The organism is Thiocystis violacea (assembly GCF_016583575.1).
In the GTDB taxonomy this organism is placed as follows: Bacteria; Pseudomonadota; Gammaproteobacteria; order Chromatiales; family Chromatiaceae; genus Thiocystis; species Thiocystis violacea.
Genome location: NZ_NRRG01000035.1, coordinates 1 through 22,217 on the forward strand (window position 1 = coordinate 1; position 22,217 = coordinate 22,217).

Here is a 22,217-nt window from a genome sequence, read left to right on the forward strand (position 1 = left end):
CCTCCTCGACCGCCCCGCCCGACTCGGACTCCCGAGGATCCGAGCCACGCCTCGAGCTTACGAACTGGTAGTAGACCAGCCAGCCGGCCAACCCCAGAAACACCATCAGCTCCATCGCCGCCAGAGAGCCCTTATCCATGCCCCATCCCCCTTGAAGTGAATACGTGACAACGATTGACAGATCGAGCGCCCGGTTTAGCATTGGGATCGCCCCGATGAATGCAACCACAGGGGGAATCCGCCTTGCGGAACTGGCCAGCCCAGAGCCAAACCCAGGGTTCATAAGCTGTCATACTCGGACCCCGCCCAAGCCCTCCGCCGCCTGGCGCGAGCCAAGCCAACTTCAGGCCCCACTGACAACCGACCAATCAAATGGACACCGGACACGACCTCTATCCCGCCACTGAGCCCTTCGCGACCCACGCCCTGATCGTCGACAACGGGCACTGTCTCCATGTCGAGGAGTGCGGGCGTCCCGACGGCCTCCCGGCCATCTTCCTGCATGGCGGACCGGGCGCCGGCTGCGAGCCGGCCCATCGCGGCTTCTTCGATCCCTCGCGCTACCGCGCCGTGCTCTTCGATCAACGCGGCTGCGGTCGCTCCACCCCCCATGCCTCGCTCGCGGCCAACACCACCTGGGATCTGGTCTCGGACATGGAACTGATCCGCGAACGGCTCGGCATCGAGCGCTGGCTGGTATTCGGTGGCTCCTGGGGCTCGACCCTGGCGCTGTCCTACGCCCAGATGCACCCGGAACGGGTTTCCGCGCTGGTCGTGCGCGGCATCTTTCTGTGCCGGGACGAGGAGATCCGCTGGTTCTATCAAGAGGGCGCGAGCTGGGTCTTCCCCGATTACTGGGAGGACTATCTGGCACCGATTCCGGAGGCCGAGCGCGGCGATCTGCTCGCGGCCTACCACGCCCGTCTCACCAGCGAGGACGAGGCCCAGCGGACGCAGGCGGCGCACGCCTGGTCGATCTGGGAGGGACGCACCGCCACCCTGCTCGGCAATCCGGGCATCCAGGCCCATTTCGCTAACGCCCATGTAGCCCTGAGCCTGGCGCGGATCGAGTCCCACTACTTCGTCAATCAAGCCTTCCTGGCTCCCAATCAGCTGCTGCGCGACGCCCACCGGCTGGCCGACATTCCAGGCGTCATCGTCCAGGGCCGCTATGACCTCATCTGCCCCCTGCGCTCCGCCTGGGATCTCCATCGGGCCTGGCCCACGGCCGAGTTTCAGGTGATCCCGGACGCCGGGCACTCGGCCTTCGAGCCGGGCATCCGTCGCGCCCTGGTGGCCGCGACCGACCGCTTCGCGCGGGAGCTGACTTGATCGGCCTGCTCCAGCGGGTCAGCCAGGCCAGGGTCGAGGTCGGGGCCGAGACGGTCGGCGCCATCGGACGCGGTCTGCTGGTGCTGATCGGCGTACAGAAGGGCGACACCGAGGCCCTTGCCGAGCGCCTGCTGGAGCGCCTGCTCGGCTATCGGGTCTTCCCCGACGCCGAGGACCGCATGAACCTGAGCCTGTGCGACATCGGCGGCGGTCTGCTGCTGGTGCCGCAGTTCACGCTCGCCGCCGACACCCGTAAGGGCACGCGAGCCAGCTTCACCTCGGCCGCGCCGCCCGACGAGGGTCGACGGCTCTTCGCGCATCTGGTCGAGCGGGCGCGCCTCGCCCACCCGATCGTCGCCACCGGACGGTTCGGCGCCGATATGCGGGTCAGCCTGATCAACGAAGGACCAGTGACCTTCTGGCTGGAAACCTGAATCGAGCGAATCTGTCCGCGCGACGCTTCGCGACCCGGCTGTTATCCTTCGCCTCCAGGAGCGGCTCCAACGGGTTCAAGAGGGCCATCCCAAGGTGATTTCCGGGAAAGTCCGTACCTGATCGAAAGCTCCGGGACTGGACAGGATTAACAGGATTCTTCAAGATTTACAGGATTAAAAACAGGACTTTATAAATCCTGTCAATCCTGAGAAATCCTGTTAATCCTGTCTATGATTCGGCGGATCGCGGGTACAAGGTTTCCTGGAAATCACCCAGGACTCGTCGAACAGGCACCAGCCCGACTCCACGCCCGAACCCTCACCCGACCATCCCCCGCCTCGCCACCGATGGAGACCCTGCCCATGGACCAAGCGGTCCAACGCTGCAAAGACATCTATGCCATCGATCGCTGGGGCGAGGGCTATTTCGGCATCAACGCCGCCGGTCATCTCTACGCCCGACCGGATCCGGACGGGCCGACCGAGATCGACCTCGCCTTACTGGCCACCCAGATCGAGTCCGAGGGGCTTTCACTGCCGGTGCTGGTGCGCTTCAACGACATCCTGCGCCACCGGGTCCGCGCGCTGCATCAAGCCTTCGCCGACGCCGGCGCGGCCTGCGGTTATCGCGGGCGGTATCAGCCGGTCTATCCGATCAAGGTCAACCAGCAGGCCGGCGTGGTGCGCGAGATCCTGCACTCGGGTCGGGCGGGACTGGAGGCCGGCAGCAAACCGGAGCTGATGGCGGTGCTGGCGCTCTCGCCGGCGGACGGTCTGGTGGTCTGCAACGGCTACAAGGATCGCGAATACGTCCGGCTCGCCCTGATCGGCCGCCGGCTCGGGATGCGGGTCCATCTCGTGATCGAGAAGCCGTCCGAGGTGCCGCTGATCCTTGAGGAGGCCGCGCGGCTGGAGGTCGAGCCGCTGCTTGGCGTGCGGGTACGGCTCGCGGCGGCGGCGGCCGGCAACTGGCAGGGCAGCGGCGGCGAGAAGGCCAAGTTCGGCCTGACCTCCCAGCAGATCCTGGATCTGGTGCGCACGCTCGACGCGGCCGGTCATCTCGACTGGCTGGTGCTCATGCACGCCCATCTGGGCTCGCAAATCCCGAGCCTCCAGGACATCCGCGCCGGCGCGGCCGAGCTGGTCCGCTTCTATGCCGAGCTGCGCCGCCTGCAAGTGCCGATCCGTGTGATCGACGTGGGCGGTGGACTCGGGGTGGATTACGAAGGCACTCACACCCGCAACTACTGCTCGGTGAACTACGGCTTCGACGGCTATGCCAGCGCCATCGTCGACACCATCGCCGCCGAATGCCGTCGCGGCGGACTGCCCGAGCCCGATCTCTTCAGCGAATCGGGCCGCGCCATGACGGCCCATCACGCCGTGCTCATCACCAACGTCATCGACCGCGAGGTGGCCGGCGGATTGGATCTGAGCGCGCGCGACGAAGAAGGCGATCCGACCCTGGACGCCCTGGCCAACCAGCTTCGGGCCGCGACCAGCGGCTCGCCGCAGGAGATCCACGCCGAGGCGCGCGAGCTGCTTGGGACCGCCCGCGAGCGGTTCGCCCGGGACCAGCTCGATCTGGCCGGCCGGGCGCGCGCCGAGGAGCTGTTCTTCGCCATCTGTCGGGTGCTGGCCGGACGCCTGGATCCCGGCATCCGTCGTCACCGCGAGTTGGCGGACACGGTGAACGCCCGGCTGGCGGACAAGCTCTTCTGCAACTTCTCGCTCTTTCAGTCGCTACCCGATATCTGGGCGCTCGACCAGATCTTCCCGATCGTTCCCATCCAGCGGCTCGACGAAGAGCCGAAGGCGCGGGCCGTGATCCACGACCTGACCTGCGACTCGGACGGCTGCATCGACCAGTATGTCGACGAGGGCGGAATCGAGGCCAGCCTGCCGGTCCATGCCGGCGCGGGACTGGACGGACGCTATCTGATCGGCTTCTTCATGGTCGGCGCCTATCAGGAAATCCTCGGCGACATCCATAACCTCTTCGGCGACACCGACGCCATCAACGTCGAGCTGGATCCGAACGCGCCGAACGGTTACCGACTGCTCGAACACGAGCGCGGCGACACCACCGACGAGCTGCTGAGCTATGTCCATTTCGAGCCGCGCACCCTGCTCGCCCACTACCGACGCAAGCTGGACGCCGCCGGACTGGACCGCCCCACCCGCGAGCGGCTCTTCGTCGAGCTGAAGGCGGGGCTCTACGGCTACACCTATCTAGAGAGCTGAAAGGACCGAAATCATGTGTATCGCCATCCCCCTGGGGCAACGCGATGGAAAGAGCGGAACGCGCCTCGCCGTCGCGATCCCGCCGGCCCCGGCCCTGGCCTCGCTCGCCGAGTCCGGACTCCCGCGCGATCTCGGGGTCGCGCTCCTCGGCCTGCCGCTGGTGCTCATCGGCGGCCTCTTCCTCGCCAGCCGAACGGAGCTTGCCTGATGCACGAACTCTCACTCTGCCAAGCGCTCATCGACCAGGTCGAACAGATCGCGCGCGAGCATGGCGCGACCGGGGTCGAGCGTATCCTGCTGAAGGTCGGCCCGCTGGCCGGCGTCGAGCCCCTGCTGCTCCAGCACGCCTACCCGCTCGCGGCCGTCGGCACCATCGCCGAGCACGCCGAGCTGGTCATCGAACCATCCCAGGTGCGCGTCCGCTGTCAGGAATGCGACGCCGAGACGGACGCCAAACCCAATCGTCTGCTGTGCGGCGCCTGCGGCAGCTTCAAGACCCGTCTGATTAGCGGAGACGAGCTGTTGCTGGCCAATCTGGAATTGACGATTCCCTAGCCAGGGGGCGGACCTGCGAGCGCGCGACCCGTTCGTCGATTCCGGCGGCACGTCCCCGATGGATTTTCCGCGCCCCGAATGCGGGACGATTTAAGATGCGGGGTCACTCAAGGCGTGGCCGCGCGCCCCGAGCCCGGATGATCAACACCGACGATGAGGATGCCGTGATGGCCGAAAGCCTGAATCTTGTTCAGAAGAGACGTTCACAACTCCAGTCCGCCGTGGGGGAACTGGGCGCGCTGGTCATCACCGCGCTGAACCATTCGGTTGCTTGCGTGCGGACCCAGGATCTCACCCTGGCGGCGCGGATCATCGAGGAAGACACGCGCATCAATCAGCAGCGCCGGACACTGGAACAGGAGTGCCTGGTGACCCTGGCGGCCTACAAACCGGCGGGCGAGGATCTGCGCGCGGTCGGCGCCTGCATGGAACTGGTCTCGGAGCTGGAGCGCATCGGCGACTACGCCGCCGACGTGGGACGCATCATCCTGAGGAATGGCGAGACGCCCCTGCCGGCCGAACCGGTCGCGGCGATCGTCGAGCTGGCCGGCGACGCGATCGGCATGCTTGAAAAGACCCTCGCTGCCTTCACCGCCAACGGAACCGAAGCGACCATTCGCGCGGCGGTCGCGCTGGAGGATGAGGTCGACCGCGAGGAGCATGCCTTCATCGAGCAGGTGCTGAGTCGGATGCGCACGGATGCGGACTTCGCGACCGCCGGAACCTACCTGCTCTGGATCGTGCACAACTACGAGCGGGTGGCGGACCGCGCAACCAATGTCGCCGAACGCGCCATCTACGTGGCCGCCGGTCACACGCCGGATCTCAATTAGACCGAAATTCCAGCGCCGGCATGACGTCGCTGGAATGAGTATTTGAACGGCTGAATCGCTTCGTCTAGCTTTGAGCCGCTTCGCTCTTGCATCGCGCCCACTCGACAAAGGAGACACCGCATGGCCCTCATGAAAAAATCCTCGACCTCCGCCGGGTCGAACACGGCTACGGCCGAAGGAAAGACTTCCGCCGTGGCCGCGCGCGAAGCTGAAGCGCAGCGCAAGCGGGCGCGGACCCTGGCCAAGCAGCAGCAGGCGGCTGAGCGGATCGCCGCCGCGACCGGGCAATTGTCTTCCGGCATCAATGAGGCGGCCTCCGCGGCGGAGGAATTGAAGCGCGCCGCCGATCAGATTGCCACCGGCGCGGAGGAGGCATCCGGCGCGGCCCAGGAGTCCCTGATGGCCTTCAAGCAGGTCGAGCTGGCCATCGGTCGTCAGTTGCGTAACGCGGAGGTCAGCCAGGCCAAGAGCGAAGCCACTCAGACGCTGGTGGCCAGAACCAGTGCCGAGGTCGCCGGGTTGGTCACGAACGTTGGAGTCGCCGCGCAACGCCAGACGGCCTCGGTGGAACGGGTGGCCGATCTGGAAAAACAGGCGGCCAGCATTGGCGACATCGTCAAGGCCGTGGCGCGCATCGCCGACCAGACCAATCTGCTGGCGCTCAATGCCGCTATCGAAGCGGCACGCGCCGGCAAGCATGGGAAGGGTTTCGCGGTGGTGGCCGACGAGGTGCGCACCCTGGCCGAGACCTCCGAGAAGAGCGCCAAACAGATTCAGGATCTGGTGGGGCAGATTCAGAGCGAGGTGAAGATCATCGCCGAGGGAATCGGCAGCTCGGCCAAGACCGTGGAGGAGGAGGCCGAAAAGGGCAAGACCATCACCGCCCAGTTGGAACAGATCCGCCTCGACGCCGCCGAGATCGTCAAGGGGGTGCAGGAGATCGCCAGCGGCGCCCAGCAGTCCAGCACCGCTGCCGCGCAGGCGCTGAAAGGATCGGAAAACATCGCGGCCGCCGCCGAGGAGCAGTCAGCCGCCGCCGAGGAGGCCGCCAAGACGGTGGCCGAACAGGCGCAGGCGCTGGCCGAGTGCGAGCAGGCCGCGCAGGCGCTGTCCGAACTCGCGGAAGATCTCAAAACCTCCACCGATGTCGCCAAGAGTGCGGAAGAAGTCGCCTCCGCCGCCGAGCAGTTGTCCTCCGCCGTCTCGGAAATCAATCGTTCCGGCACCCAGATCATGATCGCCATCGATCAGATCCGCAAAGGCGCCGAGGTGCAGTCCGCCGGCACCGAGGAATCGGCCGCCGCCATCACCCAAATCGAGAAGGGGCTGGAACTGGCTCAGGCCCGCGCCACCGCCGGTGGCGAAAAGGTGGCGGCGATCAAGGCGCTGTTGGGCGTCAACAAGACCACGGTCGATGCCCTGGTCCATGGCATTTCCTCCGCCGCGGATTCCTCCCGCTCCAGCATCAAGCAGATCAAGGATCTGGAGCTGGTGTCGCGGCGTATCGACAAGATCGTCGATGCCATCACCACGGTCTCCATCCAGACCAATATGCTGGCGGTCAATGGCTCGATCGAGGCGGCCCGGGCGGGTGAGTTTGGCAAGGGCTTCGTGGTGGTAGCGACCGATATCCGCAATCTCGCCCACGATTCCGCCGAGAACGCCGACAACATCAAGGATCTGGTGAAGGCGGTGCAGGATCAGATCGGAGTGGTGGGGCGCGACCTGGATGAGATCGTGGCCTCGGCGATGGGCGAGGTGGAACGGGCTAAGGCCACGACGGCCAATCTGGTCACCATCGAGACGGACATCGCCGTCGTTGAGACCGGCACCCAGGAAATCCTGGCCGCGGCCAACGAGATCGCGGCCGCCATCGCGCAGGTGAAGACCGGGGTGGAACAGATTTCCGCCGCCGCGCAGGAGGCCGACAAGGCCGCGACCGAGGCGGCCACCGCCTCCAAGCAGCAGTCGCAGGGGGCCGAGGAGCTGGCCGCCGCCGTCGAGGAAATCGCCTCGCTTGCCGACGAACTGCAAAGCGCCTGAGCGGGGGAATGCAATCATGAGCTCAGATACCCCAGCGGGCAGGCTGGCCGAGCGGGACGCGGGTGGCGATCCCGACGAACAGACCTCGGACATCCGGCAGTTCGTCACCTTTCTGGTCGGCGACGAGGTTTTTGCCGTCGATATGAATCCGGTGCAGGAGATTATCCGCGTGCCCGATGTGGTGCGGGTGCCGCTGGCACCGCCCAGTCTCGAAGGGCTGGCCAATTTGCGCGGCAAGGTGCTGCCCATTATTGCGCTGCGTCATCTGTTTGGTTTTGCCGAGCGCGACCATGACGACACCTCTCGCGCACTGGTCATCGACATCGGTCAGCCACTGGGCTTCGTGGTGGATCGGGTCGCCAGCGTGGTCGGCGTCGAACCGGGCCGGATCGAGCCGGTCGGATCGATCAGCGGCACCGTGGATACCGAGTTGCTGTCCGGTCTTATCAAGGATGTGGGCGGCCACGCCATGATCATGGTGCTGGACTTCGCCCGGCTGATCGGTCGCGAATTCGCCGAGATCGCCCAGGTCACCCGCCGTGCCGCCGTGACCGCCGGCCTCGCGGGGCAGACCGAAATTGACGAGGACGCCAACAGCGACGAACTGCAACTGGTGAGCTTCGAGGTCGCCGGGCAGGAATACGCCATCGCCATCGACAACGTGCAGGAGATCGTGCAGGTTCCCGAGCAGATCATTCATGTCCCCGGCTCGGAGGCGCATGTGCTCGGCGTCATGAGTCTGCGCAACCGTCTGCTGCCGCTGGTCAGTCTGCGCCGGATGTTCGACTTGCCGTCGCGCGATGCCGATGAACATAGCCGTATCGTGGTGGTGTCGCTAGGCACGGCCTCGGTCGGCGTGGTGATGGACAGCGTCAACGAAGTGCTGCGGGTCGCCAAGTCCGACGTGGAAGCCATGCCCGGTCTGCTCGCGCGCGAAGGCGAGCTGGCCGACATTTCGGATATCTGCCGGCTGGACGGCGGCAAGCGTCTGGTCTCGATCATCTCCACCGACAACCTGTTCCGTCATTCGGCCATCAAGGAGGCATTGACGACCGTGGATACCTTGCGGGACGACGCGCGAACCAGCGACGACGAGCGGGACGAGGAAGGAGCCGATGACGACGAGCAGGTCGTCGTCTTCCGTCTCGACAAGGAGGAATTCGGCGTGCCAATCGAGAGCGTACAGGAAATCGTGCGCGTTCCGGACGAGTTGACCCATGTGCCCAAGGCACCGGCCTTCGTCGAAGGCGTCATCAATCTGCGCGGCACGGTGCTGCCAGTGATCGATCTGCGCCGACGCCTGGGTCTGCCCGACGTGGAGCGCTCGGACCGCCAGCGTGTGATGGTCTTTCTGATCGAGGGCGCGCGCACCGGGTTCATCGTCGACTCGGTGGCGGAGGTGCTCAAGATCCCCAAGACCGCCATCGAACCGGCGCCGCAATTGTCCAGTGTGCAATCCAAGCTCCTGGCACGCATGGCGAATCTAGAGAAACAGCAGCGTCTGGTGCAACTGATCGACCCGACCCAACTTATGCAGGGCGACGAACTGGCCGATCTGGCGGGGCTGTCGGCATGAGTCGGCGATACCCAGGAAGCAGGAGACCCGAGGCGACATGATCAAACTGTTGATCGTCGACGATTCAGCACTGATGCGCCGTCAGTTGACCAACGTCTTCCAGGCGGAGGGCGATTTCGAGATTCGTCAGGCGCGCAACGGCCGGGAAGCGGTGGAGGAAAACCGCGCCTTTCAGCCGGACGTGGTCACGCTGGACATCAACATGCCGGAGATGGACGGCATCACCGCGCTCTCGCTGCTGATGGCGGAACGCCCGGTGCCGGTGGTCATGGTGTCCTCGCTCACCGAGCAGGGAGCATTGGCGACCTTCGAGGCGCTCAATCTCGGTGCCGTGGATTATCTGGCCAAGCCCGGCGGAACCATTTCGCTTTCCATCGACGAGATCAGCGTCGAACTGGTGTCGAAGGTGCGGGCGGCGGCACGTGCGCGACTCAAGGCCAAGGGGACGGTAGGGCGGCTGGCGCAACGCTTGCGCGAGGAACGAGTCAAGCCAGCCCCGGCGCCACGCCCGCTCGCGGTGCGGCGCGGCGTGGCGGGTGAGGGGCTGGTGGTGATCGGCGTTTCGACCGGCGGTCCGCGCACCCTGGAGGATATTCTGCCCCGCTGGCCGGCTGATTTTCCCTGGCCGGTTCTGGTCGCGCAGCACATGCCGGGTTCCTTCACCCGTCCCTTCGCCGACCGCATGGACACCTTATGTCCGCTCAGGGTGGTGGAAGCCGCGCATCCACAGAAGGTCGAGCCCGGCACCATCTATATCGGCAAAGGTGGGGCGGACATGGTAGTGGGACAGCGCGGAGGCAAGCTGACGGTCCTCGCCAAACCGGAAAGCCGCGATTTTCTCTGGCACCCATCGGTGGAACTGCTGGGCCGTTCCGTGCTGGAGCACTGCGACCCGGCGCGGGTCGTCGCCATCATGCTGACCGGCATGGGCTACGACGGGGCGGATGCCTTCGCCGAGATCAAGAAACGCGGCGGGCGCACCATCGCCGAATCGGAGCAGTCCGCCGTGGTCTTCGGCATGCCGGCGGAGTTGATCGCACGCGGCGGCGCCAGCCTGGTGCTGCACGCGGAAAAGATCGCCGCGCAGGTCAATAGCTGGGCTGGGTGCTGAACCGCGATTTCGAGAGAGAAAACCAGCTTCATTTTGGACGCCGATTAGTCAGGCAATCTTATGGGCCTCATCAAGACACAGCCAACGGTCGAGTCTGTCACCGAGGAAGTGCGCAAACATCCGCGCGACTGCGCGGGTCTGCTCGCTCAATTGATCGACCCCAACCCGACGGTGCGACGCTGGGCGGCGCGCGATCTAGCGGATTGTCCCGACATCTCCGCCGCGCTGGTGGAGCGCCTGCATCAGGAAGCGGATATCTCGGTACGCGAGGTCATTCTCACGACCTTGACCGGCCTGGGCGACGCAACATCGGTCGCCGGTCTCGTGGAGTGCCTGCGGAGCGAGGACGCGGCGCGGCGCAACGAGGCGATTGAAGCCATGCGGCAACTGCCCGATGCGGTGGCGCCCATCATCCGGGGACTGCTCGCCGATCCGGATCCGGATGTCCGCATCTTCGCGGTCAACATCCTCGAATCCTTATGTCACCCCGAGGTGGAACGCTGGCTGATCGAGGTCATCGACCGCGATCCGCATGTCAACGTCTGCGGCGCGGCGGTGGATCTGCTCGGCGAGGTCGGGTCAGGGGCGGCTCGGGAGAGCCTGTTGCGCCTCAAGGCGCGCTTCGCCAATGAGCCCTACATTCGCTTCGCCGCCGACCTGGCCCTGGGGCGTTTACGTGACGCCTGAGCCAGCCGAGACCGGCATCACCATCAGTGAGGCGGACTTCCAGAAATTCCGGGAGTTCTTCTACCGCAAGACCGGCATCCAGTTTGATTCATCCAAGCGTTACTTCGTCGACAAGCGTCTGGCGGAGCGCATCGAAGCGACCGGCTCCGGCTCTTTTCGCGGCTATTTCATGCTGCTGCGCTTTCAGGTCAACGGGGAGGAATTGCAGGCATTGACCAATCTGATGACGGTCAATGAAACCTATTTTTTTCGCGAGGAATATCAATTTCAGTGTCTGGTCGATTCGCTGCTGCCGGAGATCGTCGCCCGCAAGATTGACCGTCGCCCCATCCGCATCTGGGTGATGCCATCCTCTTCCGGCGAGGAACCCTATTCCATTGCCATTTACCTGTTGGAACGCTGGGCCGGCATCCATCGCTGGGACGTGGAAATCATCGCCTCCGACATCGATACCCGCATCCTCGCTCAGGCGCGTCAGGGTCTCTATTCGCATCGTTCGGTGCAGTATCTGCCGGCGGATTATTTACAGCGTTATTTCAAGCGCCGCGCCGAGGGTTATCAGATCTGCGACGATCTGCGCCAGTCGGTCGAGTTCACCCGCGTCAATCTGTCCGAGCGCGCCGATACCCGAAGCTATCGCGATTTCGACGTGATTTTTTGCCGCAACCTACTGATTTATTTCGACGATGTCTCGCGTAAAACCGCGACCGAAACCTTCTACGATGCCTTGAAGCCGGGCGGCTTCATCTGTCTCGGTCATTCGGAGTCCATGAGCCGTAGCTCGTCGCTCTACAAGGTGCGCAAGTTTCCCAGCGCCATCGTCTACCAACGACCCTTGGAGGTGTCATGAAACGCGTCCTGATTGTCGATGACGCGGCAACGGTGCGTCTGTATCACCGCGAAATCCTCGAAGCGGCGCATTTCGCGGTGGAAGAGGCGATGAACGGCATCGAGGGGCTGGAAAAGGCCCTTCAGTCGCCGTTCGATCTCTATCTGGTGGACATCAACATGCCCAAGCTGGACGGCTACGGTTTTCTGCGCGAGCTGCGCGGCCAGGATCTGCCCCAAGCGCCAGCGATCATGATTTCCACCGAGGCCGAGTCCAACGACGAACAGCGGGCCTATGTGGCCGGTGCCAACCTCTATCTGGTCAAACCCGTCAAACCGGACCGACTCCTGACCCAGGTCCGGCTGCTGCTTGGGGACACGCACCCATGAATCCATTGCTCGAACAGTTTTTGTCCGAAGCGCGGGACGGTTTGCAAGACATTGGCGAAAAGCTGATGCAATTGGAGAACGCCCCCGCCGACGCCGGACTGATGAACGAGCTGTTTCGGTTAGTCCATACCCTGAAGGGCAACAGCGGCTTGTTCGATTTCCCCGAGATGACTCGGGTGCTGCATGCCGGCGAAGACCTGATGGATGCCGTGCGCAACGGTCAGGCGGCCTATTCGCGGAAACTGGCCGACCGCCTGCTGGACGCGATGGATTTCATCGGCATGCTGTGCGATGAGATCGAGGCCGACGGCGTGACGGGCGCGGCCCACGCCAGCGTTTCGGTGCATCTGGTGAAGGGGCTGCGACAATTGATGGCGCGCGACGAGGTCGCCGGGATCGCCGAGCGGCATTTGGCCGCCGGGATCACCGACGACACCTCGGCGATCCCGGCGGCGGAGACGGCGGCGAGCCTTGCGGCTTCGCTTGCGGCAGACCTGCCGCTCGCCACGATCCCGGAGCCCGCGCGCCTGGAGGCCTATCGCCGCGCGAGTGCGGGCGAACCCCTGCATTGGCTCCTCTACACCCCGTCGGAGCAGTGCTTCTATCAGGGCGACGATCCCTTCTTCCTGGCGCGCCAGACACCCGAGTTGCTGTGGGGTGGCATCGAGGCGCGTACCCCTTGGCCACCACTGGCGGACCTGGATGCCTACTGTTGCGTCCTGGACATCCATCTGTTGAGCGCCGCGCCCCGGATCCTGCTGGAGGAGCAGTATCGCTATGTCGCGGATCAGATGACGCTCACGCCAGTCTCCCGATTCGCCCTCGTTCTGCCTCAAGGCGACGCGAATGGCGGGCCGGTGTACGACGACTTCGTCTCCGACGCCCGGAACCTGCTCGCCGCCGGTGATCTCGCGGGACTGGCCCGCAACGCCGGCACCATGCTGGAACTCTCTAGTCCCGATCTATGGATCGCCTCGGCTCTGCGTTGGCTGCGGCTGGTGTTGGAAACCGAACCGGAGAACCGCGTCGTTCTCGACGCGCTCGTCGATTCCTTGAGCAGCCTTAACGCGCCCGATTGGACCGCCGTCTTGGCAGGATGGGTAGAGCCGCGCGCAACCCATCCTGCGGACCCGCCTCCCGGCCATGATCACCGCCCATTGACTGCGGCGCCCATCGAATCAATCCATGAAGATCGACCGCGGGTGGATGAGAGTCAGGTGTCGGGGGATGATGGGGTGCGTTCCGTTCTACCCATCCTAACCACGGCGGAGGCCGAAGCACTGGCGGCTATCCTGGCCTCGCAGCGTGAGATCCTGGCCCTGACCGACACGCCGACCTGGCTGCCAGGCCGTCTCAAGGCCGCTGCCGCCGTCCTGTCCGCTTGTTTGCGGGTATCCGGCGCCACTGACGCGCGGCCGGCACTGGAGAGGGCGACCGCGACGGCCCTGGCGGAGAACACTGGCGCCGCGCTGCTGGCATGGCTCGACGGTCAGTTTTCCTCCTCGACGTCGTCGGATACTCGGGCCAAGGAGGAAGCCTCGACCGCGCCGGTCGCGATTGCCGCTGATCCCCCCCAGCCATGGCCCCAGCCGGAAGCGGAGTCCGAGGTCAAATTCGGCCGCCGCGCCGAGGATGCGATCGCCGGACCCAAGAGCCTCAAGGTCGACCAGGCCAAGATCGACCGCCTCATGAACCTGATCGGCGAGATGGTGGTGGCCAAGAATGCCTTGCCCTATCTTGCCGGACGGGCCGAAACGGTGTTCGGCGTGCGCGAACTGTCGCGCGACATCAAGGGCCATCACGCGGTCATCAATCGCATCGCCGAGGAGATGCAGGACGCCATCATGCAGGTGCGCATGATGCCCGTCTCCTTCGTCTTCCAGCGTTTTCCGCGTCTGGTGCGCGATATCTCGCGCAAGCTCGGCAAGGAGGTCAACCTGGTCCTGGAGGGGGAGGACACCGAGGCCGATAAGAACATCATCGAGGCCCTGGGCGATCCGCTGATGCACATCGTCCGCAACAGTCTCGATCACGGGATCGAGTCTCCTGAGATCCGTCGCGCCGCCGGTAAGCCAGCGGCTGGCACACTGCTGCTGCGCGCCGCACAGGAATCCGATCGCGTGGTGATCCAGATCCGCGATGACGGCAAGGGCATCGATCCCGAGACCATCAAGCGTAAAGCGTATGCCAAGGGCTTGATCGACGAGGCAACGCTGGAGCGCATCAGCGATCAGGAGGCGGTCAATCTGGTCTTCGCCGCAGGCTTTTCGACGGCGGAGCAGGTGTCCGACCTCTCCGGTCGCGGGGTGGGGATGGATGTGGTCCGCACCGCCGTGGAAAAGGTCAACGGCACCGTCGCACTCACCAGCGAGCGCGGTCGCGGCACCCATCTGTCGCTGTCGGTGCCCTTGTCCATGGCCGTGACCAACGTCATGATCGTCGTCTCCGACGGTCAACTCTTCGGTGTCCCCATGGACAGCGTGGTGGAAACGGTGCGCGTCCCCCGCGCGGCGATTCGCACGATCAAGCGCAGCCTGGCCACGGTGTTGCGCGGCCGCATCGTGCCGTTGAAATCCATCAATGCCCTGCTCGGCCTCGCGGCGCCGCCCAGGAGCAATGCGGACGATGAGCTGGCCGTGCTGGTGGTGCGCCTGGGCGATGAATCGGTCGGGCTGCTGGTGGACGATTTCCGCGAGACGCTGGATATCATCCTGAAGCCCATGACGGGTGTGTTGAGCGGAATCCCGGCCTATGCCGGTTCCGCCTTGATGGGTGACGGCTCGGTACTGATGGTGCTGAACGTCAGGGAGATTTTGTGATGGCCATCGAGTACAAAAAGAATCTGGCGGTGTTTCATGACGTCGTGAGCGTCGAGGAGGCGGAAGCTTTGCTGGAGTGGCTGCAGACGAAGCGGACGGCCAAGGTGGATCTGACCGACTGCGTTCATCTACATCCCGCCAATCTGCAAGTGCTGATGGCGGCCAAACCCGCTATCCAGGCCTGGCCGACGGATGCGGGTCTGAGCGCCTGGCTAGAATCCGCGTTGGTTGCGCGTTGAAGATCTGGATCAAGGAAACAACTATGTCGAAAACCATCATGATCGTGGACGACTCCGCCACCATGGTCTTGAGCCTCAAATCCACCCTGGAGATGAACGGCTTCAAGGTCGAAACCGCCGGTGACGGGGTCCAGGCGCTCACCAAACTCAAAGGTGGGGTGAAACCGGATCTCATCATCACGGATATCAATATGCCCAACATGGGCGGGCTGGAACTCATCAAGAACGTGCGCGCGCTGCCGGGTTTCCGCTTCACGCCAATCCTGACGCTGACCACCGAGAGTCAGGCGGCGAAGCGCGACGAGGGCAAGAAGCTGGGCGCGACCGGGTGGTTGGTGAAACCCGTGTCCGGTCCGGATCTCGTCAAGGTCATCAAACAAGTGCTGCCGGGCGCCTAGAGTTGGAGGCGCGATGAAATCCGCCGATCTTCAATTCCCTTCGCCGAGCGCCTGGCTGCGACTCGCCACGGCGGCGTCGGTTGCCTTGGCGTTCAACGTCTTGATCGCCTGGGTGCTCTCGCCCTGGCTGCACGAGGCCCTGCTGGTTCCGGCTGGCGTTGGCTATGCCGCCGAAATCGCCCTGACCACCTTGTTATCCACGCTCTCCGTCCTGGCCCTCACGACGGTACTGGCCTGGCTGTTCCTGCGTCGGGATGTGAACCAGTTCAATTTTGTGCTGCGTGACGGTCGCCACCGGCTCACGGGAGTCGTTACGCAACAGGGCGTGGTCAAGGACGAAATTCGCCATGTCTCGCCCTACCTCGACATCATGGGCAGTCAGATGGACGGCGCCGTCCAGGAAACCGAGCGTGGCGTGATGGCGGTTATCGAGCAGATCAATCAGGTTCACGGACTCTCCCAGATGCAGACGGAGCTGATCGGGCATTCCATGCAGAACGGCATGGCGCTCGCGGATGTCATGCAGCAGCAGATGGTCAATAACCGCCAGGTGATCGACGTCCTGACCGAGCATCTGGATGAACAGATCGCGGAATTGAACCATAACCTGGAGCGCATCGAGCGGCTTGCCAGCCAGGTGGGATCGCTGTCCCCGCTGGTCGGGATGATTTCCGGCATCGCCAAGCAGATCAATCTACTGGCGCTCAATGCCGCCATCGAGGCCGCCCGCGCGGGTGAGGCGGGGCGCGGCTTTGCCGTGGTGGCGAGTGAGGTCCGGGCGCTCTCCACCCAAACCGCCAGCGCGGCGGCGGATATCGACAGCAAGATCAGCGCTGTCACCCAGGGCACGCTGACGGAACTCGCCGTCGCCAGGGAGGCCAGGGACAAGAAGCAATCCTCCAACCAACTGCATCGCATCATCGCCGATATCCGCGCGATGGAGGCACGTTTCGTCGAAGACAGCGGTTTGCTGCTGGACGTGATTCGGGGGGTGGAGGCAGGCAACCAGGACATCGTCATGCGCCTCTCCGAGGCGCTGGGCTACATCCAATTCCAGGACGTGGTGCGTCAGCGACTGGAACAGGTCGGGACGGCATTGCGCGAACTGGGCGAACACTTCAAACAGTTGGATGACTACTGGGGGCATCCCGACTGGGACGGCAGCCTGCAACCCAGTCTCAAGGATCGGCTGGACGGACATCTCGAACGCTATGTCATGTCCAGCCAGCGCCAAACCCACGCATCCGTGACCGGCGGGGTGTCGCTCGGCGACGATCGCCCAGCCATCGAGCTGTTCTAGCCATGGCCCGCGTCATCGCCATCTCCAACCGCAAGGGCGGCACCGGCAAGACCACGGTGGCGGTCAATCTCGCGGCCGAGCTGGCGGCGCTGGGGAAACGGGTGCTGCTAGTCGACCTCGATTCCCAGGGCCACTGCGCCGCTGGACTTGGGGTGAAGGTGGAGAAAGGCGCTCCGACGGCCCACACCATTTTTCTCGATCCGCAGGCGACCCTTACCGAGGCGGTTAGGGAAACGACCTACCCAAACCTCGCGCTGGCCCCAGCCGATCAGCTCTTCGAGCACGGCAGCGGCCCGCGCGACGAGCAGCGGCTCGCCCAGGCACTCGCGCGCGATGACATCGCCACCGCCTTCGATCTGGTGCTCCTGGATACCCCGCCATCCCTGGACCATCTGCTGCTCAACGCACTGACCGCCGCACACTGGGTGCTGGTGCCCTACGTGCCGCACCATCTCTCCTTCGAGGGAATGCGGCAACTGATGCGGGTGCTGTTCAAGACCATGTCGGGCAGCAATCCGCGACTCAAGATCCTCGGTTTTCTACCGACCATGGCCGCCGAGCACATCCGCCAGCATCGCCTGGTGACGGGCGAGGTCTCGCGTCAGTTTGGCGCCCCCAGGGTGCTGGCGGGCATCCGCAACGATATCCGGCTGGCGGAAGCCTTCGGGGCTGGCAAGCCCATCCGGCAATACGCGCCCAAGTGCCGTGGCGCCGAGGATTTCGCCGCCCTGGCCGCGACTCTGGCGCCCATTCTGGATGTTGTGAGCACCTAACGACGGCCCCCAGCGGGAACCCAGGATGCGCCGCTTTTTTCCGCGCATGCTGCGTTTGGACTAGGCGGGCAGCGCCTCCCGCAAGGCCCGCGCCGTCGCCAACAGCACCGGCCGCTGAGCGGCCGGCAGCTCCGAATAGATCATCATCAGCTCGCGCATCTCCTCCGGAAAGGAGAGAAACAGCGGGTCACGCTCCACATGCTGCTCGTCGAGCCAGCCGACCTTGGCGCCGAGCAGCCGCTCCAGCCGCCGCGCCAGCTCGTCCGAGACCGGCAGAAAGGGATTGTCCAGATGCTCGCGCAGCCGCTTGCGCGAGGTGCGCAGCCGCTTGACCGTCTCGTCCAACCGTTCCTGATCCGCCTCGATGCCATCCAGGGCGTGCGCCAGGTTCTGGTGACGGATCGCCTGGAGGTCGCGCTCATTGGGGCGGATCGGTCCCTGTCCGAACATCAGCCAGCAGGCGGAGACGTCGGTCGCCTGGGCGATCAGCAGCATGTCATCGGCGCTCGGTGTGGAGACGCCAGCCTCGTAGTTGCCGAGCCGCGAGGGCTTCCAGCCGGGGATGCGCGCAAGCAGGCTGGCTTGGGTCGGGAGACCGGCCATTTTGCGGGCGAGCTTGATGCGGCCGGGGATGGTGGTGGATTGCATCGGTTCAGGTTTCAGTTGGCAGTTGGCAGTTGGCAGTTGGCAGTTGGCAGTTGGCAGTTGGCAGTTGGCAGTTGGATTGTAGCGCGGCTGGATTTACAAGATTCTTGAAATTTGCTGTTGACATGCTTGAAATCCGCGCTAGACTTGCGGCCCATTGAAGTGACCGATAACCGCAACCGAGAGGGTACAGACTCAAGATGAAATCCAGAGGCGTCAACCATCAACCAGGGCTCCGGACCCCCTTTGCGGGGAGGACGGCTGGTGTCATGTCTCTGAGCTGAGTCTTCTCCAGGTGCAACCTCGGGAGGCCCAGTGAAGGGCCTTCCGGTGGGAATCGAAACCCCGACCGGGAACACTGATCGGGGTTTTTTTATGCCCGGAATCCTCGTGTTTCCGGCGCAACCTTCTTCGCGGAAGACGTCGAGCCATCAGCGCCAGGGGCTCGGAATGCCCCGGTGGCGGGCCTGCGCACCCCTGGTGTCCGCGTGGTCAGTACCCTTTGTTTCGATGTCCGTGAAGTGACAACGTAGCTCAATGCTGAGCGCCGGGCTGGACGTCGACGCCGGGCTGATGGAGCGCATCCGCCGGCTGCGACAAACGGATGCCTGGACGCGCGTCCCGGCCGCCCTCCGGGAGAAGGCGCGTGCCCTCGGGAAGGCGCTGGCCGGGACGGATTTCCTCGACAACATCCTGGAGGAAGAGGTCGCCGATCATCAACTGGGGCTGTTGCTCCTGGACGGTCGGCTGGTCCGCACCCTGGAGCCCGGCGTCCATGCCTTCTGGAACTTCACCCGCGCTGTGCAGGTTGAGGTAACGGATCTGCGCTTGCAGGAGTTGGAGGTGCAGGGTCAGGAGATCCTGACGCGGGACAAGGTGAGCCTGCGGATCAACCTGGGCGCGCACTACCGGGTCGCCGACCCGATCAAGGTCCGCGCCGGGCTGCCGAAGCACCGGGACTTTCTCTACCGCGAGTTGCAATTCGCGCTGCGCCAGGCGATCGGTGATCGGACGCTGGACGAGCTGCTGGAGCAAAAGGGTGCGCTTGAGCAGGGCCTGCTGGAGCGGATTCGCGAGCGCACCGAGCCCTACGGCGTCCAGGTGGACGGGCTGGGGATCAAGGACGTCATCCTGCCGGGTGACATGAAGCAGATCCTCAACCTGGTGGTGGAGGCGGAGAAGGCGGCCCAGGCCAACCTCATCCGTCGCCGCGAGGAGACGGCGGCCACCCGCTCGCTGCTCAACACCGCCAAGCTGATGGAGCAGAACCCCATCCTGCTGCGGCTCAAGGAACTGGAGTCGCTGGAGCGCGTCACCGAGCGGGTCGGCAGCCTGACCGTCTTCGGTGGGATGGAATCCCTGCTGCAAGGGCTGGTGAGGATCGAGGCACCCAAGGGGTGAAGGTGAACAGGGACGCCAGCGACCCGTTGGCGCCCCCTTTCAAAGGAGTCAGCAAGCCATGCACAAACCAAGAAACCCGGTGGCCCGCTCCCCGCTGATGCGCAAAGGCGGACCCCACCAGCGCTCGCCGTCCGCCATTCGAGCGGACCAGCGTAGAGACATCCGGGGCGCGATCGACGCTCATCTTCAGCGAGAGGCCAGTTGCGCCCCTCGCCGGATGACGCGCGGCGACCTGGATACGACCAGCGATTGAGACCGAAGCGAGAGAGAATAGCCGAGCACCGGCGGGAACAAGACCATGCCCATCAAGCGCGTCATCAGCAAAGGCCGTATCCCGGTCAAGATCTACACCGACGACGTGTCCGAGAACGCCGTCAAGCAGTTAGAGAACGTCGCCCAATTGCCCTTCATCCATTCACACGTCGCCGCCATGCCGGACGTGCACTGGGGCATGGGCGCCACCATCGGCTCGGTGATCCCGACCATCGGGGCCATCATCCCGGCGGCGGTTGGGGTCGACATCGGCTGCGGCATGAACGCCGTGCGGCTGTCGCTGCGCGCGGACCAGTTGCCGGACGCGCTCGGGCGGGTGCGTGCCGCGATCGAGCAGGCGGTTCCGGTCGGGATGGAGGGTCACGGCAACGGCGCCTGGTGCGAGGACGGCCTGGCGCGGGTCGCCCCCGGTCTCCAGCCGATCCTCGACAAGCATCCGAAGCTCAACGCGCGCTGGCAGAGTCAGCTCGGCAGCCTGGGCGGCGGAAACCACTTTATCGAGCTGTGCCTTGATGAGTCCCAGCAGGTGTGGATCATGCTGCACTCCGGCTCGCGCGGGATCGGCAACCGCATCGGCACCCACTTCATCGACCTGGCGAAACGTGAGATGGAGCGCTGGAAGATCCAACTGCCGGACAAGGACCTGGCCTACCTGCCCGAGGGCAGCCGCTGGTTCGACGACTACGTCGAGGCCGTCGGATGGGCGCAGGACTACGCCATGGAGAACCGCCGCCAGATGATGCGCCTCATCATCGAGGCCCTGCGTACCCAGTTGCCGCCCTTCGAGGCGACGGCCGAGGCGATCAACTGTCACCACAACTACGTCGCCCGCGAGCACCACTTCGGCAAGGACGTCTACCTCACCCGCAAGGGCGCGATCAGGGCGCGCGAGGGTGATCTGGGGATCATCCCAGGCAGCATGGGCGCGCGCTCCTACATCGTGCGCGGACTGGGCAACCCCATGTCCTTCTGCTCCTGCTCGCACGGCGCTGGACGGCGCATGAGCCGCAGCGAGGCCACCCGTCGCTTCACCCGCCAGGATCTGGAGGAGCAGACCAAGGGGGTCGAGTGCCGCAAGGACAAGGGCGTGATCGACGAGATCCCCGCCGCCTACAAGGACATCGACGAGGTCATGGCGAATCAGAGCGACCTGGTCGAGGTGGTGCATACCTTGAAGCAGGTGTTGACGGTAAAGGGGTGAGCGGGCGAGCGCGGTGCTTGCCGCCCCGGAGCGACGCCGAGCAAGGATGCCGAACGCCCGAGGCGGCCTTCGCGCGACATCAGACGCCGTTATAGTCGATGTCGTCCTCGGCCGTGCCGCTATATTGCGAGCTGTTGGCAATGGCGCGATAAAGCGGTTCCAGGCTCGCCACGGGAATATTGGGCGTGCTGGTGGCCCCCACCGCGATCGGCCAGGCGGCTTGCAGGATCGGATCCGCGAAGGTCGGGCTGGCGCCGCCCTCGATCGCGCGCTCGTTGACGTAATAGAAAAACAGGCATTGCGCGATATAGGCGCCGGCCTCGCTTTCCTTGACCTTCATATCCATCTCGTTGATATCAAAGATGGCATGGGTCGCCTCGTGCACCAGCAATGCCTGCCTGTCGGCGCTGCCACCGATCGCGGTGAAACCGAGCCTGAACATATTGTGCGTGTAGCGATAGGAAGCGCGGTTCACACCCAGGCTCGGCACATGCACCACGGTAATGCGGTCATTACGGACGGCGTCCTTGACCGACGTATAGCTCCTGGCGTCGACGGCCACCGGACCGAAACTGAAAACAATGCGCGATACGTTCGCGTTGTCGAGGGTACTGATAACCAAGTCCTTCAGTGCCATGTCGTGCCTCCCGAAATATGTCAGGACGTTGGGACGTCAGGGTATTCGCATCGAGAAACGCTTATATACCTTTCCGGTCAATGTCTCGCGTGGCTCAACGGCAGTCGACTTGCGATTTAAGATATTGATTCTCAAGCTCACGCGGTTGTTGGGACGTTCATCGACGAAGTCGCGTTTGACCTCGCGCTTATTCGCCTTGCGCAGGCTGATGACAGGGATGCCACTCTCGGTTTCCGCGAACACGAGTGAATGCACCGGCCATCGATCAAGCCGAGTGCGGACAGGCGCGCTTCCGGGTAAACCTTTCTGGTGTCGATCCAAATCAGCGCTATCTCGAAATCGAAGTCCGCCGCACGCTCGAAGCTCAAGCCACGCCCGGCGAGATCGCGGGCGTTCTGGCGATGTCGTAGCGGATGTCCATAAAAATAATTGTACGCACAAAAATAAGGCTGGCCATTATTTTTATGCATACGCTAGTGGTGCCGGGCGTTGATACCC

22 protein-coding genes are annotated in these 22,217 nt (G+C 64.4%); 20 read left to right on the forward strand and 2 right to left on the reverse strand.

Annotation, left to right across the window (positions count from 1 at the left end):
• Positions 1 to 372: 372 nt before the first annotated feature.
• The 17 genes from pip (at position 373) to CKO27_RS15855 (ending at position 17,562) form a co-directional block, all read left to right on the forward strand.
• Positions 373 to 1,332 carry a prolyl aminopeptidase gene (gene pip / locus CKO27_RS15775; protein ID WP_200375870.1) on the forward strand — a complete coding sequence of 320 codons (960 nt, stop codon included), beginning with the start codon at positions 373 to 375 and terminating at the stop codon, positions 1,330 to 1,332.
• Positions 1,329 to 1,766, forward strand: coding sequence for a D-aminoacyl-tRNA deacylase (gene dtd, locus CKO27_RS15780; RefSeq protein ID WP_200375871.1), 438 nt, complete (start codon positions 1,329 to 1,331; stop codon positions 1,764 to 1,766). Before pip ends, dtd begins: the two co-directional genes overlap by 4 nt.
• A gap of 363 nt (positions 1,767 to 2,129) precedes the next feature.
• Positions 2,130 to 4,010 (forward strand): biosynthetic arginine decarboxylase, encoded by a 1,881-nt coding sequence (gene speA, locus CKO27_RS15785; protein ID WP_200375872.1) that lies wholly within the window; start codon positions 2,130 to 2,132, stop codon positions 4,008 to 4,010.
• 13 nt (positions 4,011 to 4,023) lie between these two features.
• Positions 4,024 to 4,218: a hypothetical protein gene (locus CKO27_RS15790; RefSeq protein ID WP_200375873.1), complete on the forward strand. Its 195-nt coding sequence runs from the start codon at positions 4,024 to 4,026 to the stop codon at positions 4,216 to 4,218.
• Entirely contained in the window at positions 4,218 to 4,565 is a 348-nt protein-coding gene (locus CKO27_RS15795; RefSeq protein ID WP_200375874.1) for a hydrogenase maturation nickel metallochaperone HypA/HybF, read from the forward strand. Before CKO27_RS15790 ends, CKO27_RS15795 begins: the two co-directional genes overlap by 1 nt.
• Before the next feature lie 137 nt (positions 4,566 to 4,702).
• A complete protein-coding gene (phoU, locus tag CKO27_RS15800) occupies positions 4,703 to 5,398 on the forward strand; it encodes a phosphate signaling complex protein PhoU (RefSeq protein ID WP_338116070.1) in 696 nt (231 codons plus the stop codon).
• A gap of 120 nt (positions 5,399 to 5,518) precedes the next feature.
• Positions 5,519 to 7,441 carry a methyl-accepting chemotaxis protein gene (locus CKO27_RS15805; RefSeq protein ID WP_200375875.1) on the forward strand — a complete coding sequence of 641 codons (1,923 nt, stop codon included), beginning with the start codon at positions 5,519 to 5,521 and terminating at the stop codon, positions 7,439 to 7,441.
• Positions 7,442 to 7,457: 16 nt separating this feature from the next.
• Complete coding sequence (locus CKO27_RS15810; RefSeq protein WP_200375876.1) at positions 7,458 to 9,017, forward strand: chemotaxis protein CheW; 1,560 nt, start codon at positions 7,458 to 7,460, stop codon at positions 9,015 to 9,017.
• A gap of 37 nt (positions 9,018 to 9,054) precedes the next feature.
• Positions 9,055 to 10,128 carry a chemotaxis-specific protein-glutamate methyltransferase CheB gene (gene cheB / locus CKO27_RS15815; protein ID WP_200375877.1) on the forward strand — a complete coding sequence of 358 codons (1,074 nt, stop codon included), beginning with the start codon at positions 9,055 to 9,057 and terminating at the stop codon, positions 10,126 to 10,128.
• A gap of 60 nt (positions 10,129 to 10,188) precedes the next feature.
• Positions 10,189 to 10,815 (forward strand): HEAT repeat domain-containing protein, encoded by a 627-nt coding sequence (locus CKO27_RS15820; protein ID WP_200375878.1) that lies wholly within the window; start codon positions 10,189 to 10,191, stop codon positions 10,813 to 10,815.
• Entirely contained in the window at positions 10,757 to 11,665 is a 909-nt protein-coding gene (locus tag CKO27_RS15825; RefSeq protein ID WP_200375879.1) for a CheR family methyltransferase, read from the forward strand. The genes CKO27_RS15820 and CKO27_RS15825 overlap by 59 nt, the downstream gene beginning before the upstream one ends.
• Positions 11,662 to 12,033, forward strand: a complete 372-nt coding sequence (locus CKO27_RS15830) for a response regulator (protein WP_200375880.1) — start codon at positions 11,662 to 11,664, stop codon at positions 12,031 to 12,033. Before CKO27_RS15825 ends, CKO27_RS15830 begins: the two co-directional genes overlap by 4 nt.
• On the forward strand, positions 12,030 to 14,852 hold the full coding sequence (locus CKO27_RS15835; protein ID WP_200375881.1) for a chemotaxis protein CheA: 2,823 nt from the start codon (positions 12,030 to 12,032) through the stop codon (positions 14,850 to 14,852). Before CKO27_RS15830 ends, CKO27_RS15835 begins: the two co-directional genes overlap by 4 nt.
• The gene (locus tag CKO27_RS15840) at positions 14,852 to 15,091 is read left to right on the forward strand and encodes a hypothetical protein (RefSeq protein WP_200375882.1); all 240 of its coding nucleotides are present in this window, start codon (positions 14,852 to 14,854) and stop codon (positions 15,089 to 15,091) included. Before CKO27_RS15835 ends, CKO27_RS15840 begins: the two co-directional genes overlap by 1 nt.
• Before the next feature lie 23 nt (positions 15,092 to 15,114).
• On the forward strand, positions 15,115 to 15,489 hold the full coding sequence (locus CKO27_RS15845; protein WP_200375883.1) for a response regulator: 375 nt from the start codon (positions 15,115 to 15,117) through the stop codon (positions 15,487 to 15,489).
• A 13-nt stretch (positions 15,490 to 15,502) separates the two neighbouring features.
• Complete coding sequence (locus CKO27_RS15850) at positions 15,503 to 16,789, forward strand: methyl-accepting chemotaxis protein (RefSeq protein WP_200375884.1); 1,287 nt, start codon at positions 15,503 to 15,505, stop codon at positions 16,787 to 16,789.
• Positions 16,790 to 16,791: 2 nt separating this feature from the next.
• A complete protein-coding gene (locus CKO27_RS15855; protein WP_200375885.1) occupies positions 16,792 to 17,562 on the forward strand; it encodes a ParA family protein in 771 nt (256 codons plus the stop codon).
• Between the two features lie 60 nt (positions 17,563 to 17,622).
• On the opposite strand, the gene CKO27_RS15860 is transcribed toward CKO27_RS15855, so the two are convergent.
• Entirely contained in the window at positions 17,623 to 18,210 is a 588-nt protein-coding gene (locus CKO27_RS15860; protein WP_200375886.1) for a helix-turn-helix domain-containing protein, read from the reverse strand.
• 534 nt (positions 18,211 to 18,744) lie between these two features.
• Here CKO27_RS15860 and CKO27_RS15865 point away from each other — a divergent pair.
• Both CKO27_RS15865 and CKO27_RS15870 read left to right on the forward strand, forming a co-directional pair.
• Complete coding sequence (locus tag CKO27_RS15865; RefSeq protein ID WP_200375887.1) at positions 18,745 to 19,608, forward strand: slipin family protein; 864 nt, start codon at positions 18,745 to 18,747, stop codon at positions 19,606 to 19,608.
• Positions 19,609 to 19,906: 298 nt separating this feature from the next.
• Entirely contained in the window at positions 19,907 to 21,082 is a 1,176-nt protein-coding gene (locus tag CKO27_RS15870; protein WP_200375888.1) for an RtcB family protein, read from the forward strand.
• Between the two features lie 79 nt (positions 21,083 to 21,161).
• On the opposite strand, the gene CKO27_RS15875 is transcribed toward CKO27_RS15870, so the two are convergent.
• The gene (locus CKO27_RS15875; protein ID WP_200375889.1) at positions 21,162 to 21,719 is read right to left on the reverse strand and encodes a hypothetical protein; all 558 of its coding nucleotides are present in this window, start codon (positions 21,717 to 21,719) and stop codon (positions 21,162 to 21,164) included.
• 245 nt (positions 21,720 to 21,964) lie between these two features.
• Between CKO27_RS15875 and CKO27_RS15880 the strand changes: the two genes are divergently transcribed.
• On the forward strand, positions 21,965 to 22,129 hold the full coding sequence (locus CKO27_RS15880; protein WP_200375890.1) for a hypothetical protein: 165 nt from the start codon (positions 21,965 to 21,967) through the stop codon (positions 22,127 to 22,129).
• Positions 22,130 to 22,217 lie beyond the last annotated feature (88 nt).

What these genes read in the sequence shown, in the direction of transcription:
- CKO27_RS15870 (WP_200375888.1), top strand. Translation starts at nt 19,907, where the DNA reads ATGCCCATCAAGCGCGTCATCAGCAAAGGCCGTATCCCGGTCAAGATC.
- CKO27_RS15820 (WP_200375878.1), top strand. Translation starts at nt 10,189, where the DNA reads ATGGGCCTCATCAAGACACAGCCAACGGTCGAGTCTGTCACCGAGGAA.
- CKO27_RS15825 (WP_200375879.1), top strand. Translation starts at nt 10,757, where the DNA reads ATGAGCCCTACATTCGCTTCGCCGCCGACCTGGCCCTGGGGCGTTTAC.
- CKO27_RS15845 (WP_200375883.1), top strand. Translation starts at nt 15,115, where the DNA reads ATGTCGAAAACCATCATGATCGTGGACGACTCCGCCACCATGGTCTTG.
- cheB (WP_200375877.1), top strand. Translation starts at nt 9,055, where the DNA reads ATGATCAAACTGTTGATCGTCGACGATTCAGCACTGATGCGCCGTCAG.
- speA (WP_200375872.1), top strand. Translation starts at nt 2,130, where the DNA reads ATGGACCAAGCGGTCCAACGCTGCAAAGACATCTATGCCATCGATCGC.
- CKO27_RS15795 (WP_200375874.1), top strand. Translation starts at nt 4,218, where the DNA reads ATGCACGAACTCTCACTCTGCCAAGCGCTCATCGACCAGGTCGAACAG.
- CKO27_RS15810 (WP_200375876.1), top strand. Translation starts at nt 7,458, where the DNA reads ATGAGCTCAGATACCCCAGCGGGCAGGCTGGCCGAGCGGGACGCGGGT.
- CKO27_RS15850 (WP_200375884.1), top strand. Translation starts at nt 15,503, where the DNA reads ATGAAATCCGCCGATCTTCAATTCCCTTCGCCGAGCGCCTGGCTGCGA.
- pip (WP_200375870.1), top strand. Translation starts at nt 373, where the DNA reads ATGGACACCGGACACGACCTCTATCCCGCCACTGAGCCCTTCGCGACC.
- CKO27_RS15830 (WP_200375880.1), top strand. Translation starts at nt 11,662, where the DNA reads ATGAAACGCGTCCTGATTGTCGATGACGCGGCAACGGTGCGTCTGTAT.
- CKO27_RS15875 (WP_200375889.1), bottom strand. Translation starts at nt 21,719, where the DNA reads ATGGCACTGAAGGACTTGGTTATCAGTACCCTCGACAACGCGAACGTA.
- CKO27_RS15835 (WP_200375881.1), top strand. Translation starts at nt 12,030, where the DNA reads ATGAATCCATTGCTCGAACAGTTTTTGTCCGAAGCGCGGGACGGTTTG.
- CKO27_RS15865 (WP_200375887.1), top strand. Translation starts at nt 18,745, where the DNA reads ATGCTGAGCGCCGGGCTGGACGTCGACGCCGGGCTGATGGAGCGCATC.
- CKO27_RS15855 (WP_200375885.1), top strand. Translation starts at nt 16,792, where the DNA reads ATGGCCCGCGTCATCGCCATCTCCAACCGCAAGGGCGGCACCGGCAAG.
- phoU (WP_338116070.1), top strand. Translation starts at nt 4,703, where the DNA reads ATGATCAACACCGACGATGAGGATGCCGTGATGGCCGAAAGCCTGAAT.
- CKO27_RS15790 (WP_200375873.1), top strand. Translation starts at nt 4,024, where the DNA reads ATGTGTATCGCCATCCCCCTGGGGCAACGCGATGGAAAGAGCGGAACG.
- CKO27_RS15840 (WP_200375882.1), top strand. Translation starts at nt 14,852, where the DNA reads ATGGCCATCGAGTACAAAAAGAATCTGGCGGTGTTTCATGACGTCGTG.
- CKO27_RS15805 (WP_200375875.1), top strand. Translation starts at nt 5,519, where the DNA reads ATGGCCCTCATGAAAAAATCCTCGACCTCCGCCGGGTCGAACACGGCT.
- CKO27_RS15860 (WP_200375886.1), bottom strand. Translation starts at nt 18,210, where the DNA reads ATGCAATCCACCACCATCCCCGGCCGCATCAAGCTCGCCCGCAAAATG.